Origin of the sequence: Nocardia pseudobrasiliensis NBRC 108224 (assembly GCF_001613105.1) — a bacterium.
Classification (GTDB): Bacteria; Actinomycetota; Actinomycetes; order Mycobacteriales; family Mycobacteriaceae; genus Nocardia; species Nocardia pseudobrasiliensis.
Map to the genome: position 1 here is coordinate 86,119 of NZ_BDBS01000032.1, position 15,447 is coordinate 101,565.

Below are 15,447 nucleotides of genomic sequence, written 5' to 3' on the forward strand. Positions count from 1 at the left end.
CCGCGGTGTCGCGAATTACCGACCGGTTTGCCGAAGTTTCGGGCCTCAGCTCGGCATGGTCAGGTGCACGACTGTTAGTGTCGGGGCTCACGAACGCCGTGTGGTACGGAGTTCGAACCGGAACGGCCTGTTCGACGACGAGGAGAGTTGCATGGCACTCGGTGCCGGTACCAAGAGGACGGTTGCCTGCGTGCTCGTAGGGCTCGGCACGCTGCTGATCGTCGCGGCAGTGTTGACACCCACGTATGCGGTGAGTCAGCTGGCCAAGACTCCCCTCGATCTCGAGATCACCACGATCGCGACCAATAATCCGAACGCGCCGAGTGAGGTGCTGGATTCCAAGTCGCTGACCTCGGGAACCGGTCCGGCCAAGGTCGATCAGAACGTGTCGCTGATCTCGCAGCGCTTCCTTACGGTCGAGGATCCGTCCAACAAGACCGAGATGACCGTGCAGGCCGGTTCGACCCTGCGGCGCATCGATAAGCAGGGCGACACCGGCCTGCTCACCGCGACCATCGACCGGGTCACCATCGACCGCAAGACCGGTCAGCCGGTCGACACCGATCCGAACGGATCCATCGCGGCCGCGGTGAACAGCAAGGGTGAGAGCGTCGCGGATCCGGTGCAGCACACGGGCCTGCAGTACCGGTTCCCGATCGGGACCGAGAAGAAGGACTACCCGTACTTCGACATCAACGCGCGCAAGTCCTTCGATATGAAGTTCGTCGAGGAGACCGAGATCAACGATCTGAAGGTCTACCACTTCCAGCAGCAGGTCCCCCCGACCGATCTGGCCAAGGTCGTGAACGCGCCGACCAACAAGCTCACCTTCCCCGCCGCCAAATGGGGCGTCGAAGGTGAGGGCGATGTGACGATGGATCGCTTCTACACCGATATTCGCGATGTGTGGGTCGAGCCGGATACCGGCACGGTCATCAAGGGCGCGGAGCAGATTCATCTGTACTACGCGCGCGAGGCCGCCAAGCCCGAGGTGACCGCGCTGAAGTCGAACCTGGTCTTCGACCCGAAGACGGTCGACTCGCAGATCGCCGAGGCCAAGAAGTACACCGACGAGCTGTCGCTCTACAGCCGGATCCTGCCGATGGTGCTGGGCGTCATCGGCGCCGTCGCGCTGATCGTGGGTCTGGTGCTGGGCCTGTTCGGCGGGGGCGAGGACAAGCCGGGCCGGGTGGTGCGCAAGCGGACCCCCGCCGACGCGGGCGCCGACGATCAGCCCACTCAGCAGATCAATCTGGGCAAGCGGCCCTAGCGAATTCGCTGCCGAGGCTCCCCGGAGGTCGACTCCGGGGAGCCTTTGTTTTCACCACCGACGGCCAGCAGCACCAGCGCGATGATGGTCACGGTGACCGCCGCGGCCACGACGGTCGCGAGCGTGATCAGCGCGGGCAGCGTGCCGACCAGCGTCAGCGCGAGCGCGACCTCGACCGCGAGTCCGATCCAGGTGACGACCGCCGGTGCGGTGCGATCCACCGCGATCGCCGACAACAGCGCCCCCTGCAGCAGCGCCAGCAACGCCCCGTCGAGGGCGAACAACCACAGCAGTCCCTCGATCGGCGCGTAGTCCCGTCCCGCGAAAAGCGATGCCAGCGGCGCGAATACGGCCGCTCCCACCACGGCCACCACCCCCACGGCCGACAAAACCCCCAGCGCGTCACGCACGGCCCGCGCCGAATGCTGCGGCTGCGCCATCCGCGGATACAGCACCACCCCCACCGCCTGCGGCAACCAGAACGCGATCTTGGTGGCAATGGCCCCCAACGCATACCGACTGGCATCCGCATCCGCCAGAACCACCCGAGCCACCAGCAGATCCGCCGAAGACAACGCCATCAACGCCGCCTGCACCTGCGCCGCGCGCAACACCGCCCACACCCCACCGGCCTTGGCCGAGATGAACACCCGATCGGGGACAACAACTTCCGCCGCGGAAGCTTCCGATTCGGGGGCCGCACTTCCTGCCGAAAGAGTTTCCCATTCGGGGGCCGCACTTCCCGCCGAGGAAGTTTCCGATTCGGAGCGCTCGACTTTCGCCGAGGTCGGTCGCGGTTCGGGCGGTGCGCCCCACGCAGAGGTATTTCCCGTGCGGTTCGGCGGGATCGGTTCGGCGGAGGTGGCGTGGTAGGCGAAGGCTGTCGCGAGGGCCAGGCCCGCGGCGGCGGACCAGAGGGCGGGGGCCGCACCCGCACCCGCGGCGAGGGCGATCAAGGCGGGGGCGGCGCGTAGGACGCCATTGGCGCCGAGAATTGTTGCGAGGGCGCGGAAGCGGTGGGCGCCCTGGAGGATGCCCTGTTCGGTGGAGAGCACGACCAGGCCGGGGGCCGAGATCAGGGCGCCCGCCGCGGCGGCGACGCTGACGTGCAGGGTGGTGGCGACCAGCGGGATCAGCGCCGCGGCGGCCGAGGCGACGATCAGGGCGCAGCGCCGGCCGAGGGCGCGGGCCGCGGCGACCGAGGCGCCGTGCACGATCTGGCGGGCCACCACATTCTGCAGGGCCATGGCCGGGACCGCGCACAGGGTCTGCGCGGCGAGCAGGCTCGCGAATTCGCTGTAGCCCGCGACGCCCAGCCAGCGTCCGGCGAGCAGTTGCAGCAGGTATCCGGCCACATTGGCGATCATGGCCCCCGCCGTCACCAGGGTCAGATCCGCGACCACGGGTAGACGACGTAAGGCAGGCACCCCGCCATGCTGCCACCTCGGCGCCGGGGGCACGTAGGGTGGCTGAGCGTGACCGAGACTGGCCGGAACGTCGGCGGGCTGCGGGACCGGATCGTACCGGCCGCCTGGAGCCTCGCCCTGGCTCTGCTCGTGACCGGTCCGCTGCTCGGTCCGGGCTGTCTGCTGCTGCGCGATGCGGTCAGCACGCCGCGGTCCTATCCGACCGATGCGGCGCTGGGGCTCGGCGACGCCGCCCCGCGCGCGGTACCGCAGGACGGCCTGTTGGCCGCGATCTCGCCGCTGCTCGACGGCGGTATCGCCGTGAAAGTGATTCTGGTGGCGGCACTGTGGGCCGCCGGTTGGGGCGCGGCCGCCCTGGCCCGTCGCCTGCTGGGCGTATCCCTCGGCCCCCAATTGGTCGCCGCCACCCTGGCGATCTGGAATCCCTATGTGGCCGAACGTCTCCTACAGGGCCATTGGAGCCTGCTCACCGGCTACGCCGCCCTGCCGTGGACCGCCTTGGCGGCCCGGCGAATTCGATCGTCCGGGATGGCCCACGGCGCGGATCGGGACGCATCCGAGATCACGAGCCGACCCGAATCGTTGCGTGGCTGGGCGACCCTGGCGAGTCTGATGGCCGTGGCCGGGCTGACACCGACGGGAGCGCTGCTGGCCGGACTGGTCACCCTCGTACTCGTCGGGAAGCGCCATATTGTCTGGACGCTGCCACTCTGGTTCGCGGCCTCCGCGCCCTGGCTGATCGCCACGGTCTTGTCCGGCGGCGGGGCCGAACCGTCGGATCCGGCCGGGATCACGGCCTTCGCCGCCCGGGCCGAACCCGGACTCGGGACGCTCGGCAGCCTGGCCGGGCTCGGGGGAATCTGGAATGCCGATGCCGTACCAGGTTCGCGGACAACGCTTTTCGCACTCGCGGCGACGGTGGTCCTGCTGGCGATCGTGGCGACCGGAATTCGGGGCGTGGCCGCGCCGGGTGATCCGGCGACACGACGCGCGCGCCGGATGCTGCTGGTCATCGCCGTCGCGGCCATCGCACTGCCCGCACTGGGCGCCACCGGCTGGGGATTGCAGATCGGCGAATGGCTGGTGACCCGGGTCCCGGGTGCGGGACTGCTGCGCGATACCCAGAAATACGTGGCCCTGGCCGTACCCGCCTACACCCTCTGCGCGGCGGCGGGCTGCCGTGCCATTGCCGCGACGATCCGCACGCGCGCCGCCGAGGTCGACGCATTACCGCTGATCGCAACGCTTTTCGTCGCCCTGCCGGTGGTGACGCTGCCGGATCTGGCCTGGGGCGTCGGCGCTGCGCTGCGGCCGGTGCACTACCCGCCCGCCTGGCAGCGCGTCGCCGCCGCGGTCGACGGGCCCGGCGATATCGCCGTGCTCCCGGCGGGCATGTTCCGCAAATTCCCCTTCAGCGGCCGGGTTCCGGTTCTCGACCCCGCGCCGCGCATGCTACCGCGCGATGTCCTGCAGACCGGCGAACTTCCGGTACGCGGGCGCATCGTCGCGGGCGAGGGCAGCCGCGCCCGCGAAGTGGAACAAATCCTGCTGCACGGTGGCAAACCGGCCGACCTCGCCGCGCGCGGCGTCGGCTGGGTGCTGGTGGAACATACGACCCCGGGCCCGCTCGGCGATTCCGCGAATACCCTGGCACACCTGAGTTCCCGCTATACCGACGGCGATCTCACGCTGTATCGAGTATCCGATCCGGCCGACGTCCGCGCCCCCGGCCACGCCGTCCACCGATACCTCGCCATCGCGGCGCATCTGCTCTGGGCCCTGCTGCTGCTCGCCGGACCGCTGGCACGACTGCTGACCCGGCGCGCCGAAACCCGCTCCGCGGAGGTCGAATCCGCGACAGGATGACCGGTATGCCGATGACGCTGCGCTCGATCGTCCTGGACACCACCGATACCCGTGTATCGGCCGAGTTCTACCGCAACCTGCTCGGCTGGGACTACATCCCCGAGGACGAACCGATCACCGACGCGAATCCGGAATGGCTCGCGCTGCGTAATCCCTACGGCGGACCTCGCCTGTCGTTCCAGCGGGTCGACAGGCTGCCCCGTTCGACCTGGCCGAAAACCGAAGTACCGCAACAACTTCACCTGGATCTCATCGTCCCGGACCGCGCGGCACTGGCGAACGCGCACGAGCGCATCCTCACCCTGGGCGCACCCACGCTGCTCGACCGCACCGATCATCCCGACGAACCGCTGCGCGCCTACGCCGACCCCTCCGGACATCCGTTCTGCATCGTGGCCATCCGCGACTACCCGGCCGAACAGGCCGGTCCCGCGCTGCGAGCGGTCGTCCTCGACACCACCGACCCCCGCGGTCTGGCCGAGTTCTACCGGAAGCTCACCGGCTACGACTACGCCCCGGGCGACGAACCGCCCGCCGCCGACGAGCCCGATCCGCCGACGTGGCGACGCCTGCTCGGCCCCGGCGGAATCCGCCTGGCATTCCAGCCCGTTCCGGAACTCCAGCGCTCGACCTGGCCGGAACCCGAAGTGCCGCAACAGCTTCATCTGGACTTCCAACTGCCGGACGTCGAACAGCTACGCGCGCACGACGATCGGGTACTCGGCCTCGGCGCGATCCTGCTGCTCGACGAATTCGACGATCCGGTGGAACCGCTGTACGCCTACGCCGATCCGGCCGGACATCCGTTCTGCCTGTTCGTCATGCCACCCGATCGGTGACCGCGCGGCCGAGCACCAGGCCCGCGACGAATTCGCCGCGGCCGGCGGCGGCCAGTACCTCGTACACCCCGCCCGCCGTCTGCTCCCAGGAGAATTCGCGCGCCCGGATCCGGGCCTTCTCCCCCATCACCGCCCGCTCGCCGCCGTCGACGAGCAGTTCACCGACGGCCTCGGTGAGTTGGGCGACATCATCGACCAGCGTGCCGGTCACCCCGTCCACGATCGAATCGGTCAGCCCGCGCGAACTGCGATAGCCGACGGTCGGGACGCCGTGCTGGGCGGCCTCGATCACGGCCAGCCCCCATCCCTCCTTGCGGGACGGCAGCACATGCACCCAGGCGCGGGCGAGTAATTCGTGTTTGCGGCATTCGTCGACATGGCCGTGGAAGGTGACCGCGGCATCGATATCCAGTTCGCGCGCACGGGTTTTCAGATTGTCGGCCCACCAGCCGTCGCCGATCACATCCAGGCGGAGCCCGGGCGCTCGATGCCGCAGCCCGGCGACCACCGCCAGCGCGTCCTCGATCTGCTTGTGCGGCACCAGCCGCGACAGCACCACGATGCTGGGATGCGCGGTCCGGGTCGCCGCGGATCCGGTCGGGGCCTGCGCGGGAACGGGTTCGGCGCCGTTGCGCACCACGGCGATGCGCTGGCGGTCCACGCCGAGGGTCGCCAATTCCTCCGCCGAGGGCAGCGACACCGTCAGATATTGATTGCGCCGATGCACCCGCGGGGACAACCGCGATTCGATCCACCACCCGATCCGGCCCATCAATCGACCGGCCACCGGCCACTGTTCGCGATGTCCGTGATGGACCAGCACGATCGCCGGGGCCCGGGTGGCCGCGCGGGCGAAGAAGGGGATGCCGTTCTGGGTGTCGACGACCGCGTCGGGCCGGATACCGCGCAGCGGACCGAATCCGAGCCGCCCCAGCGCGATGGCCGCCAGCGCCCGCGGATAGACGGTGAAGCGCCCGCCCGCACGGCTGATGTCGATACCGTCGACGCGCTCGCGCCGCGGCGCACCCGGATAGTGCGCGGTCCGCAGGGTCACCTTGATGCCGCGCGCGGCCAACCGCGCGCCGACCTGTTCCAGATAGCGTTCCGAACCGCCCCCCTGCGGATGTCCGGTATCGCGCCAGCAGAGCAACAGCACCTCACGCACTCTGCCGGGTTCGGACACGGCACAACTCCAGATGATCTAGGGACAAGTGGGTCCACCCTACAGCTTGGGCCGACGGGCTCCCGACGGACCGCTGTGCGAGACTGATTCGCCATGCTTCGAGACCTTCCGCCGACAGTCTTCGCACGTCGGGCCACCCTGCGCCGATCACTGCGACTGCTGGGCAGTTTCCGTTTCGAGCAAACCGATCCGGGTCTGTTCTACGGCGGGATCGCCGCCGACACCCTGGATCTGGTCGCCGATTTCCATCGCGATCTGACCGGTCGCGATCTGTCGGGCACGACGGTGCTGGACGTGGGCGGCGGGCCCGGATACTTCGCCGATCGGTTCGCCGAGGCGGGCGCGCGCTACATTCCGGTCGAGCCGGATCCGACCGAAATGCACGCCGCGGGCCTCCGGGTGCCGGGCGCGGTGCGCGGCTCCGGGATGGCGCTGCCGTTTCGCGACGGCGCGGTCGATATCTGCCTCTCCTCCAATGTGGCCGAACATGTGCCGCGGCCGTGGCATATGGCCGAGGAGATGCTGCGGGTGACCAAACCCGGTGGGCTGATGGTGTTTTCCTACACCGTGTGGCTGGGTCCGTTCGGCGGACACGAAACCGGGCCGTGGCATTATCTGGGCGGCGAATACGCGGCGCGACGCTATCGCCGCCGCACCGGCCGGGAACCCAAGAATCGTTTCGGCACATCGCTGTTCGTGGTCACCGCGGCGGCGGGCCTGCGCTGGGCGGAACGCCTCGGATCACGCGGCCGGGTGCTGGCCGCCTTCCCCCGATATCACCCCCGCTGGGCGTGGTGGCTGGTGCGCGTGCCCGGACTTCGTGAATTGCTGGTCAGCAACCTCGTCGTAGTGGTCGCCAAGCGGTGACGCTAGCGCTCGAGTCGGCCGCGCCGCCAGGAGCGGCGGCCGCTGTGCGCGGGTTGTTCGCTCCAGGGTGGTTCCTGCATTGCCAGTCCGACTGTTTCGAGGGGGGTCAGCCCCACTCTGTCGGCCAGGGCACGCACCGCAGCAACCGCTTCCGCGGCCTGTAGCGCGGCCGCGGCCTGTTCGAGGGTGAGCGTGCGGCCGGGCAGGAAGGACACCACCCATCCACCCATGCCGACACATCTCGCCTGATGTGGGGTCTGATCGCTGGTCATCAAGGACCGGCCGACCACTTGCACCGCCATGACTCGGACTCCCCTGCGATTGCATTTGAAAAATCGAGCGGGCAAAGCAGATTGCTATAAGCATGCTCCGACGAGCCTCAGAACGCAATAGTGCGTTCTGCGAAAAGCGAACCGGGAGGTAGGATTTCGCGCTTTTCGAATGCCGTGAATTAGCCGGTTTGCCGGATGTGCTCAGTTCTCCGGCATACGCACACGCAGGATGGCCTGGCGACCACGTTCGGACAGCAGGGGAGGATCGACGATGTCGACCGACCAACCCGGGGGCAGGACCGCTTGCAGGCGGCAGGCCGCGCGATGCAGTGGCGTGCTCGCTCCGGCATCGGACAACGCGGGGACAAGGGGGGCGTCGAACTGCAGATCGGTCATCCCAACCACCCATCTCTGTTATTCGGCCCGACGGGTCGCGGACGGACCAGAATCCGCGAGCAACGGCGTGGCAATCAGTGCACTCGAATGGCCTAACTACCTGAAATCGAACTGGTCAGTCATGAGATGTAGAACACCCAGAATAGGGCACAGAATAAACGACCGCCCGCACCGCGCGTGCAGCGGTGCGGGCGGTCGGTGTCAACCCCTATCCCAGGCGCTGTTTCAACGCCTCGAATTCGTCGCGCACACCCGAGGGCAGCTTGTCGCCGACGAACTCGAACCACTCCTCGATCAGCGGGATCTCCCTACGCCATTCGGCGGCGTCGACGTGCAGCGCCTCGTCGACATCGGTCGGGTTCACATCGAGGTTGTCCAGGTCCAGATGCGCGGCCGTGGGCACATTGCCGATCACGGTCGGCTCGGCGTCGGCCTTGCCCTCGATGCGGTTGATGATCCACTCCAGCACGCGGGAGTTCTCACCGAAGCCGGGCCACAGGAAGCGGCCGTCGGCGCCGCGGCGGAACCAGTTGACGTAGTAGATCTTCGGCAGCTTCGCGGCATCGGCGTTCTTGCCGATATTGATCCAGTGGCCCAGGTAGTCGCCGACGTGGTAGCCCATGAACGGCAGCATGGCCATCGGGTCGCGGCGCACGGTGCCGACCTTGCCCTCGGCCGCGGCGGTCTGTTCGGAGGACAGGGTGGCGCCCATGAACACGCCGTGCTGCCAGTCGAAGGATTCGGTCACCAGCGGCACGGTGGTCTTGCGGCGGCCGCCGAACAGGATCGCCGAGATCGGCACGCCCTGCGGGTCGTCCCATTCCGGAGCCAGCGTCGGGCACTGCGACATCGGCGTGCAGTAGCGCGAGTTCGGGTGGGCGGCAAGGGTTTCGGTCTCGCGGAAGAACCAGTCGTTGCCCTTCCAGTCGATCAGGTGATCGGGCTCGCCCTCGAGACCCTCCCACCACACATCGTTGTCGTCGGTGTGCGCGACATTGGTGAAGACGGTGTTGCCGGCCTCGATGGTGGCCATCGCGTTCGGGTTGGACTTGTGGTTGGTGCCCGGCGCGACGCCGAAGAAACCGAACTCCGGATTCACCGCGTAGAGACGGCCGTCCTTGCCGAAACGCATCCAGGCGATGTCGTCGCCCAGGGTCTCCGCGCGCCAGCCCGGCACGGTCGGCTGGATCATCGCGAGGTTGGTCTTACCGCAGGCGCTCGGGAACGCGGCCGCGACGTAGTAGTTCTTGTTCTCCGGGGAGATCAGCTTGAGGATCAGCATGTGCTCGGCCAGCCAGCCCTCGTCATGGGCCATGGCCGAGGCGATGCGCAGCGAGTAACACTTCTTGCCCAGCAGCGCGTTGCCGCCGTAACCCGAACCGTAGCTCCAGATCTCGCGATCCTCGGGGAAGTGGGTGATGTACTTGGTGTCGTTGCACGGCCACGGCACATCGGCCTGACCCGGCTCGAGCGGGGCGCCGACCGAATGCAGGGCCTTGACGAACGGCTTGTCCGAGCCGAGCTTCTCGAGCGCCGCATTACCCATCCGGGTCATCACGCGCATCGACACGACCACATATTCGGAGTCGGTGAGCTCCACGCCCAGCTTCGGATCCTCGGCCCCGAGCGGGCCCATGCAGAACGGGACCACATACAGCGTGCGGCCCTTCATCGAGCCGCGGTACAGCTCGGTCATGGTCTTGCGCATCTCGTCGGGCGCGACCCAGTTGTTGGTCGGGCCGGCGTCGGCCTCCTCGCGCGAGCAGATGAAGGTGCGCGATTCGACACGGGCCACATCGGACGGATCCGAGAGCGCCAGGAAGGAGTTGGGCTTCTTGGCGGCATTGAGCTGTTTGAAGGTTCCGGCCTCGACCAGCTGCTTGGTCAGCCGATCCCATTCCTCGTCGGAACCATCCGCCCAGACCACCTGGTCCGGCTGGGTGAGTTCTGCTACCTCCTGCACCCAGGCGAGCAGCCCTGCGTGCTCTGTCGGGGCGGTGCCATCGGATCCGCGAAGACCAGGAATGGTCACTGAGGTCATGAAAACTCTCCTGAATGGGGCGGCACAGGGGCGGGTCGAGTGGGCGAAGGCACAGCTCGCGACGCTGGGAGCCACCGTTGGCGGAGGGTACCCGCTCCGGCTTGCCGTGAAGCACGCCCCGGCTGGACGGCGTACAAGGACGAAGCGGACGCCCAGGTTCCTGTGTAAAGAGGTTAACGCGATGTGACCGCCGGTACGGAATGGGGTTGCTCACTCGATATCCGGTCCAAACCTGCCCCGGTCAAGCCCCCGAATGTGTTACTACCCCCCGTCGAGTACGGAAAGGTCGCGTTCACATGCCGCCAATTGCGCCGGGCGATGTGAATTCGATTGGCGCAATTGCGCCTCGAGTTCGGCGATGCGGTGATCGGCCTCGATCACCCGCACGGTGCTGGCCCGCACCACCTGATCGGTGAGCTGAGCCTCGGCCTCGACCAGCGCGGTGGCCACCCGCTGCTCGAGTTGGGCCTTCACATTGACCAGCGCGTCGGAAACCCACTGCCGCAGATGGGCTCGATCGGCCAGATGACCGCGCGCTCGGACCACCCAGTAGGCCACGCCGCCGCCCAGCGCCAGCGTCACCGGTACGGTCGCGTAGTCCAGCGCGGGCACCAGCGACAGCGGCGCGACGACCAGTCGGCCCAGACCGAACCCGCCCGAAGCGCCCAGCGCGATCATCAGATGATCCTCGACGCCGCGGTGGCGCGGTTCGGGATCCGGGCCCACCCGCGGCGGCGGATCCGTGCGCGGGACCAGTTGGATCGCGGCGGGCGCCGGGCCGGTGACGGCCTCGAGTTGACGGGTCAGTTCGATCAGGCGACGGCCGACCATCGCGTCGAGTTCGGTGGTGAGCGCGTCGACGGCATGCTGCAGATGCCCCGGATAGGTCTCGGCGGCACGCCGGGCCAGGCGGTCCAATTCGGCGCGGGCCGTTGTATTCAGGGTTCGGATGCGCGCGCCGACCTCGTGCAGCAGATCCATCCGGGCCAGATGCAGGCGGTTGCGCAGGGTCGCCATGGCCTGGGCGCGCCCGCCGTCGCGATTGGCCGTGAGCGTGGCCCGCTCCTCGCGGATCTGACGTACGGCCGCGCCGGAGCGCAGCGCCTCGGCCTGATCGCGAATGCGCTGGCGGGTATCGGCGAGGACCCGCTCGATCACCTCGGGCCTGGTCCCGGCGCCGGGGCCGCCGAGCGCGGCGATCAGGCGGGCGTGCAGCGTGCCGATGCCGGAGCGATCCAGCAGGGCCGCATCGCCGTTCCCGCGCGCGGCCACGGCCAGGCGCGCGGAGACCGGCACGATCTCCGGCTCGCCGCCGAGGACCGGGGCCAGCAGCGCGGCATCGCGTTCGGCGACGATCCGCCAATCCGCGTGGGCGTGAAATCCGCTCAGCGCGAAGACGATTCGCGAGCCGTTGGCATGCAGGCGGATGATCAGCTCCAGCGTGGCCGCGCCGAGGGTCGCACCCGCGTCGAGCAGGATCAGCACCGCACCGGGCGGCAGCGTCGCGACGGCCGGATCGGCGATCGGATCCGACAGCGGCAGATGCGGTTCGAATCGGGCCAGTTCCACGCGCAACTGGGCGGTGGTGGCATCGTCGGGGCCGATCAGGGTGACCGTCGCGCCCGGGGCCGGATGTTGCGGCGATGTGGGGGCGGCGGCCTGTAACAGCGCGCTGCCCTGCGGATTCCAGCGCGCGACGACGGCGAGCACCTGCGGCGACAGCGAATCAGAGTCCGGCACCGCGCATCCGTTCCCAGCGGCGGACATAGCCGTTGTGCACGCGGATCGCGGCCCGGCGGGCCGCGGCGGACATATCGCTCGAGACGACCGCGCGCCAGCGTTCGGCGCGTGCGAGCGCGTCATCGGCATCGACCGGTTCCGGCGACGGATAGCCCGCGGCCAGGTGCCGGACCTGCGGACAGGCCAGGCCCGCCTGGATGCCCAGTCCCAGCGCCTCGTCACCGGCCAGATAGTCCTCGATCGAATCGCGGGCGCGCGAGCCGGAGTTCGGGACCGCGCGGGCGGCCAGGCGGGCCAGTTCGTCGAGCAGTTCACCGCCGCGCTGGGCGACGATCCGCTGATAGTCGGTGTGCACGAGGGCGTGCAACGCGTCGATGCCGCTCGCGGCGTGCAGCAGTTGCAGCAGCGGACCCGGCCCCAGCGTCGGATCGTGGCGCAGCGCCGTGAGCGCGCAGGCGACGCCGTAGAGACTCCAGCGATCCAACAGCGCTTGCCGATCCGCGGTGTCGAGCCCGGCGGCGGGCGCGGTGAACAGTTCGGGCGAGAGGGTGAAGGCCGGGTCGGCGCGGTCCAGATGTCGGCGCAGGGTGCGCAGATCGTCCTCGCCCGGCATACCCGCGCGGGTGTGCTCCGCGAGCGCGGCCACCACCGGCAGTACCGGCAGGCCCAGTTCCCGGGCGCAGCGGTCGGCCGCGGCGACAGCGTCGACCCAGCGCGATCCGATCGCATCGGCCTTGTTCAATACGACCAGGGTTCGATCCCGCGCCAGCCCGGCCAGGATGCGGCGATCGGCCGCCTGCGGCGCGGCGGCGAGTATGTACACCACCAGATCGCCGTCCAGAACCGGATCGGCCCGGCCCGGCTCGTCCACCGGATCGGTCTCCTCGGCCGAGATCAGCGCCAGCGCCCGCAGCAGGGTGCTCTTACCGGCCCGGGACCGGCCGGTGACCTGGATGCGCAGCGGCCGGCGTCGGCGGGCGATCGCCTCGGCGAGGTCCGGATCGTCGCCGAGGCGCAGGGTGGCCAGGAGTTGATCGAGTCCCGGTGTGCGCCCGCCGTAATCGCTGACCGGAACCGAGGACACGATGCCTGTCGACACGGTTTGGCACCCCCTTCCGGCGGAAAATTCTGTCAGAAGAGATCGCATTTGTCGGTACCGGCGCCGAATACATTGTGTCGTCGCTCACATCGAGGTATTCGAGTATTCGAGCCGCCCTGGGGAATTCGCACGGAGACGCATCGGGTTGCACTGTGGGACAGCATAATTCGAAACCAGTTGGGCTTCCGGACAGCTGTCCGATCGCTTACCCTGTCCCGACCGGCGCACGCCGCCGGGATCGCAGGGTTGTGAAGGAGGTTGCGATGACCGTCATCGAAGACGTCATCGAGCAGATCGACACGGCGCGTCCGGCGCCGCCGTCGCGGGATCCGTTCCTGCGGCCGCCCGCCGACCTGGCCGCCTACGCTCCCGGAACGATTCTGCGCAGCCGTCCGGTCCGCCTGGCCCTGCTCGGCCTCGTTCCGCAGCGGGTCTCGGCCTGGCAGCTGCTGTATCGCAGCAATGATCTGCACGACCGCCCCGAGGCCGCGGTCACCACCGTGCTGCTGCCTGCGGGGGCCGATCCGAACGAGGAACGTCCGCTGCTGGCCTTCCAATCCGCCATCGACGCCGTCTCCGAACGCTGCGCTCCCTCCTACGCCCTGCGCGCGGGCGCGTTCGCACCCGGTTCCATCACGCAGTTGGAATGGATGCTGGTCGCGGGCGCGCTGCGGCGCGGGTGGGCGGTGAGCATCGCCGATCACGAAGGCCCACACGGCAATTTCGGGGCCCCGCGCGAACCCGGCTATCGCGCCCTGGACGGTATCCGCGCGGCGCTGCGCTTCGAACCGCTCGGCCTGCACGCCGACACCCCGGTCGCGGTGTGGGGTTATTCCGGCGGCGGTATGGCCAGCTCATGGCTGGTGGAGATGGCCCCGACCTACGCACCCGAACTCGATCTCGTCGGCGCGGTACTCGGCGCGCCGGTCGGCGACCCGGGTCAGGTCTTCCTCCGGCTCAACGGCGGGCGCTACGCCGGTTTCCCCGCGATCGTGATCGCGGCGCTGCGCCACGTCTATCCGGCCCTGGGCCGGGTGCTCGACGAGGAGCTGAGCGCGCGCGGGCTGCGGCTGGTCGAACAGGCCGCCCGGCTCACCCCGCTCGTGGCGCTGCTGCGGCTGGCGCACAACAATGTGGCCGATCATCTGAACCGGACGCTCGAGGAGATCCTCGACGAGCCCGAACTGCGGGCGATGTTCGACGATATGCGCCTGGGCGGCAGCGCGCCGCGCTGCCCGATCCTGGTCATCCAGCCGGTCCACGATCAGATCATCCACATCGACGGCATCGACGGCCAGGTCGATCGGTACCGTCGCGCGGGCGCGGCGGTGTCCTATATCCGGGACCGCTGCAGCGATCACTTCACCCTGCTGCCGCTGAGCACGCCGCTGAGTCTGGACTGGCTCGCCGACCGCATCGCGGGCCGTCCCGTGACGGACACCACGACGCGCACGGTGTGGTCGGTGGCGACCGCCGCGGCGAGCCGACGTGGTCTACTCGAAATGATCGGCACCGCAACGCGAGTCGTCCTGGGCCTGCCGCTGCGGCAGGAGTCCGAGCCGACGCTCGCCCCCGCCCGCACCCTGGCCGCCTGACCCCGCGACCCCCCCGGATGGCGCGGTCGATTGCTGCGCTAATCATCGAATACTGGACAATGGACGCCGTGAACGACGCCGCGAACCGCATCGACACAGCCGAGTCGGTCCCCGGGCCGCGGTCCACAGCGACCGGCTCTCGCCTGTACCCCCGGGTGACCAGCTTCCGGTCCCGCCGTGGCGCACTCACCCCTACCCAGCAGCAGGCATGGGAACGGACCTGGCCCCGGATCGGCCGCGACGTCGGTGACGAACTGCTCGACACCGACGCGTGGTTCGGCCGCCGGGCACCGCTGATCGTGGAGATCGGCTGTGGCACGGGTACCGCGACCGCGGCCATGGCCCAGGCCGAACCGGAGTTCGACCTCATCGGCATCGAGGTCTATCAACCCGGCCTGGCTCAGCTGGTACAGCGCATCGAACGCGAGGGCATCGATAACATCCGGCTGCTGCGCGGCGATGCCGTCGATGTCCTCGAACACATGATTGCCAAAGATTCGCTGACGGGTGTCCGCGTCTTCTTCCCTGATCCGTGGCCGAAGGCGCGCCACCACAAGCGGCGGCTGCTGCAGCCCGCCACGATGTCGCTGATCGCGAGTCGGCTCATGCCCGGCGGCGTGTTGCACGTGGCCACCGACCATGCCGACTACGCCGAGCACATCGCCGAGGTAGGCGCGGGAGAACCGCAGTTCATCGGCATGAACGAGGCGACGGGCGGCGATCCGGAGGCCTTCCGCGCCGACGCGCCGATCGGCTTCGAAAGGCCCGTAACGAAGTTCGAAGGCAAGGCGCATCGGGCCGGTAGCGCTATTACCGAGCTTATTTGGGGGAAGATCACTTTATGAGCGTGCG

The 15,447-nt window shown here is 68.9% G+C and carries 13 protein-coding genes; 6 read left to right on the forward strand and 7 right to left on the reverse strand.

All coding sequences use genetic code 11. The features are described from left to right. Nucleotides 1–151 precede the first annotated feature (151 nt). The gene (gene pgfA / locus NP4_RS24745; RefSeq protein ID WP_068002507.1) at nt 152–1,270 is read left to right on the forward strand and encodes a cell envelope lipid trafficking protein PgfA; all 1,119 of its coding nucleotides are present in this window, start codon (nt 152–154) and stop codon (nt 1,268–1,270) included. On the opposite strand, the gene NP4_RS24750 is transcribed toward pgfA, so the two are convergent. Next, a complete protein-coding gene (locus NP4_RS24750; protein WP_174556172.1) occupies nt 1,267–2,697 on the reverse strand; it encodes a polysaccharide biosynthesis protein in 1,431 nt (476 codons plus the stop codon). The two genes, pgfA and NP4_RS24750, sit on opposite strands and share 4 nt — an antisense overlap. A 48-nt stretch (nt 2,698–2,745) precedes the next feature. On the opposite strand from NP4_RS24750, the gene NP4_RS24755 reads away from it, so the two are divergent. Together NP4_RS24755 and NP4_RS42165 are read left to right on the forward strand one after the other, a co-directional pair. Continuing rightward, nucleotides 2,746–4,563, forward strand: a complete 1,818-nt coding sequence (locus tag NP4_RS24755) for an MmpA family trehalose lipid delivery protein (protein WP_245998452.1) — start codon at nt 2,746–2,748, stop codon at nt 4,561–4,563. Between the two features lie 5 nt (nt 4,564–4,568). Next, nucleotides 4,569–5,402, forward strand: coding sequence for a VOC family protein (locus tag NP4_RS42165; protein ID WP_211335950.1), 834 nt, complete (start codon nt 4,569–4,571; stop codon nt 5,400–5,402). Here the strand turns inward: NP4_RS42165 and NP4_RS24765 are convergent. Then, nucleotides 5,383–6,567 carry a glycosyltransferase family 4 protein gene (locus tag NP4_RS24765; protein WP_068002333.1) on the reverse strand — a complete coding sequence of 395 codons (1,185 nt, stop codon included), beginning with the start codon at nt 6,565–6,567 and terminating at the stop codon, nt 5,383–5,385. The genes NP4_RS42165 and NP4_RS24765 overlap by 20 nt on opposite strands. A gap of 111 nt (nt 6,568–6,678) precedes the next feature. Between NP4_RS24765 and NP4_RS24770 the strand changes: the two genes are divergently transcribed. After that, nucleotides 6,679–7,452, forward strand: a complete 774-nt coding sequence (locus NP4_RS24770; protein WP_068002336.1) for a class I SAM-dependent methyltransferase — start codon at nt 6,679–6,681, stop codon at nt 7,450–7,452. A gap of 2 nt (nt 7,453–7,454) precedes the next feature. Here the strand turns inward: NP4_RS24770 and NP4_RS24775 are convergent, their stop codons facing one another. The 5 genes from NP4_RS24775 to NP4_RS24795 form a co-directional block, all read right to left on the reverse strand. Continuing rightward, nucleotides 7,455–7,754, reverse strand: coding sequence for a hypothetical protein (locus tag NP4_RS24775; RefSeq protein WP_062508113.1), 300 nt, complete (start codon nt 7,752–7,754; stop codon nt 7,455–7,457). Between the two features lie 171 nt (nt 7,755–7,925). Beyond that, a complete protein-coding gene (locus tag NP4_RS24780) occupies nt 7,926–8,120 on the reverse strand; it encodes a hypothetical protein (RefSeq protein ID WP_068002338.1) in 195 nt (64 codons plus the stop codon). Between the two features lie 208 nt (nt 8,121–8,328). Continuing rightward, nucleotides 8,329–10,161 carry a phosphoenolpyruvate carboxykinase (GTP) gene (locus tag NP4_RS24785; RefSeq protein ID WP_068002340.1) on the reverse strand — a complete coding sequence of 611 codons (1,833 nt, stop codon included), beginning with the start codon at nt 10,159–10,161 and terminating at the stop codon, nt 8,329–8,331. Between the two features lie 261 nt (nt 10,162–10,422). After that, nucleotides 10,423–11,901 carry a P-loop NTPase family protein gene (locus tag NP4_RS24790; RefSeq protein ID WP_114755845.1) on the reverse strand — a complete coding sequence of 493 codons (1,479 nt, stop codon included), beginning with the start codon at nt 11,899–11,901 and terminating at the stop codon, nt 10,423–10,425. Then, nucleotides 11,888–13,000 carry a hypothetical protein gene (locus tag NP4_RS24795; RefSeq protein ID WP_245998450.1) on the reverse strand — a complete coding sequence of 371 codons (1,113 nt, stop codon included), beginning with the start codon at nt 12,998–13,000 and terminating at the stop codon, nt 11,888–11,890. Before NP4_RS24795 ends, NP4_RS24790 begins: the two co-directional genes overlap by 14 nt. A gap of 263 nt (nt 13,001–13,263) precedes the next feature. On the opposite strand from NP4_RS24795, the gene NP4_RS24800 reads away from it, so the two are divergent. Both NP4_RS24800 and trmB read left to right on the forward strand, forming a co-directional pair. Next, a complete protein-coding gene (locus NP4_RS24800) occupies nt 13,264–14,595 on the forward strand; it encodes a lipase family protein (RefSeq protein ID WP_068002349.1) in 1,332 nt (443 codons plus the stop codon). 59 nt (nt 14,596–14,654) lie between these two features. After that, nucleotides 14,655–15,440 (forward strand): tRNA (guanosine(46)-N7)-methyltransferase TrmB, encoded by a 786-nt coding sequence (gene trmB / locus NP4_RS24805; protein ID WP_068002353.1) that lies wholly within the window; start codon nt 14,655–14,657, stop codon nt 15,438–15,440. The last annotated feature ends 7 nt before the right edge of the window (nt 15,441–15,447 follow it).

What these genes read in the sequence shown, in the direction of transcription:
- NP4_RS24785 (WP_068002340.1), bottom strand. Translation starts at nt 10,161, where the DNA reads ATGACCTCAGTGACCATTCCTGGTCTTCGCGGATCCGATGGCACCGCC.
- NP4_RS24775 (WP_062508113.1), bottom strand. Translation starts at nt 7,754, where the DNA reads ATGGCGGTGCAAGTGGTCGGCCGGTCCTTGATGACCAGCGATCAGACC.
- NP4_RS24800 (WP_068002349.1), top strand. Translation starts at nt 13,264, where the DNA reads ATGACCGTCATCGAAGACGTCATCGAGCAGATCGACACGGCGCGTCCG.
- NP4_RS24780 (WP_068002338.1), bottom strand. Translation starts at nt 8,120, where the DNA reads ATGACCGATCTGCAGTTCGACGCCCCCCTTGTCCCCGCGTTGTCCGAT.
- NP4_RS42165 (WP_211335950.1), top strand. Translation starts at nt 4,569, where the DNA reads ATGCCGATGACGCTGCGCTCGATCGTCCTGGACACCACCGATACCCGT.
- pgfA (WP_068002507.1), top strand. Translation starts at nt 152, where the DNA reads ATGGCACTCGGTGCCGGTACCAAGAGGACGGTTGCCTGCGTGCTCGTA.
- NP4_RS24770 (WP_068002336.1), top strand. Translation starts at nt 6,679, where the DNA reads ATGCTTCGAGACCTTCCGCCGACAGTCTTCGCACGTCGGGCCACCCTG.
- trmB (WP_068002353.1), top strand. Translation starts at nt 14,655, where the DNA reads ATGGACGCCGTGAACGACGCCGCGAACCGCATCGACACAGCCGAGTCG.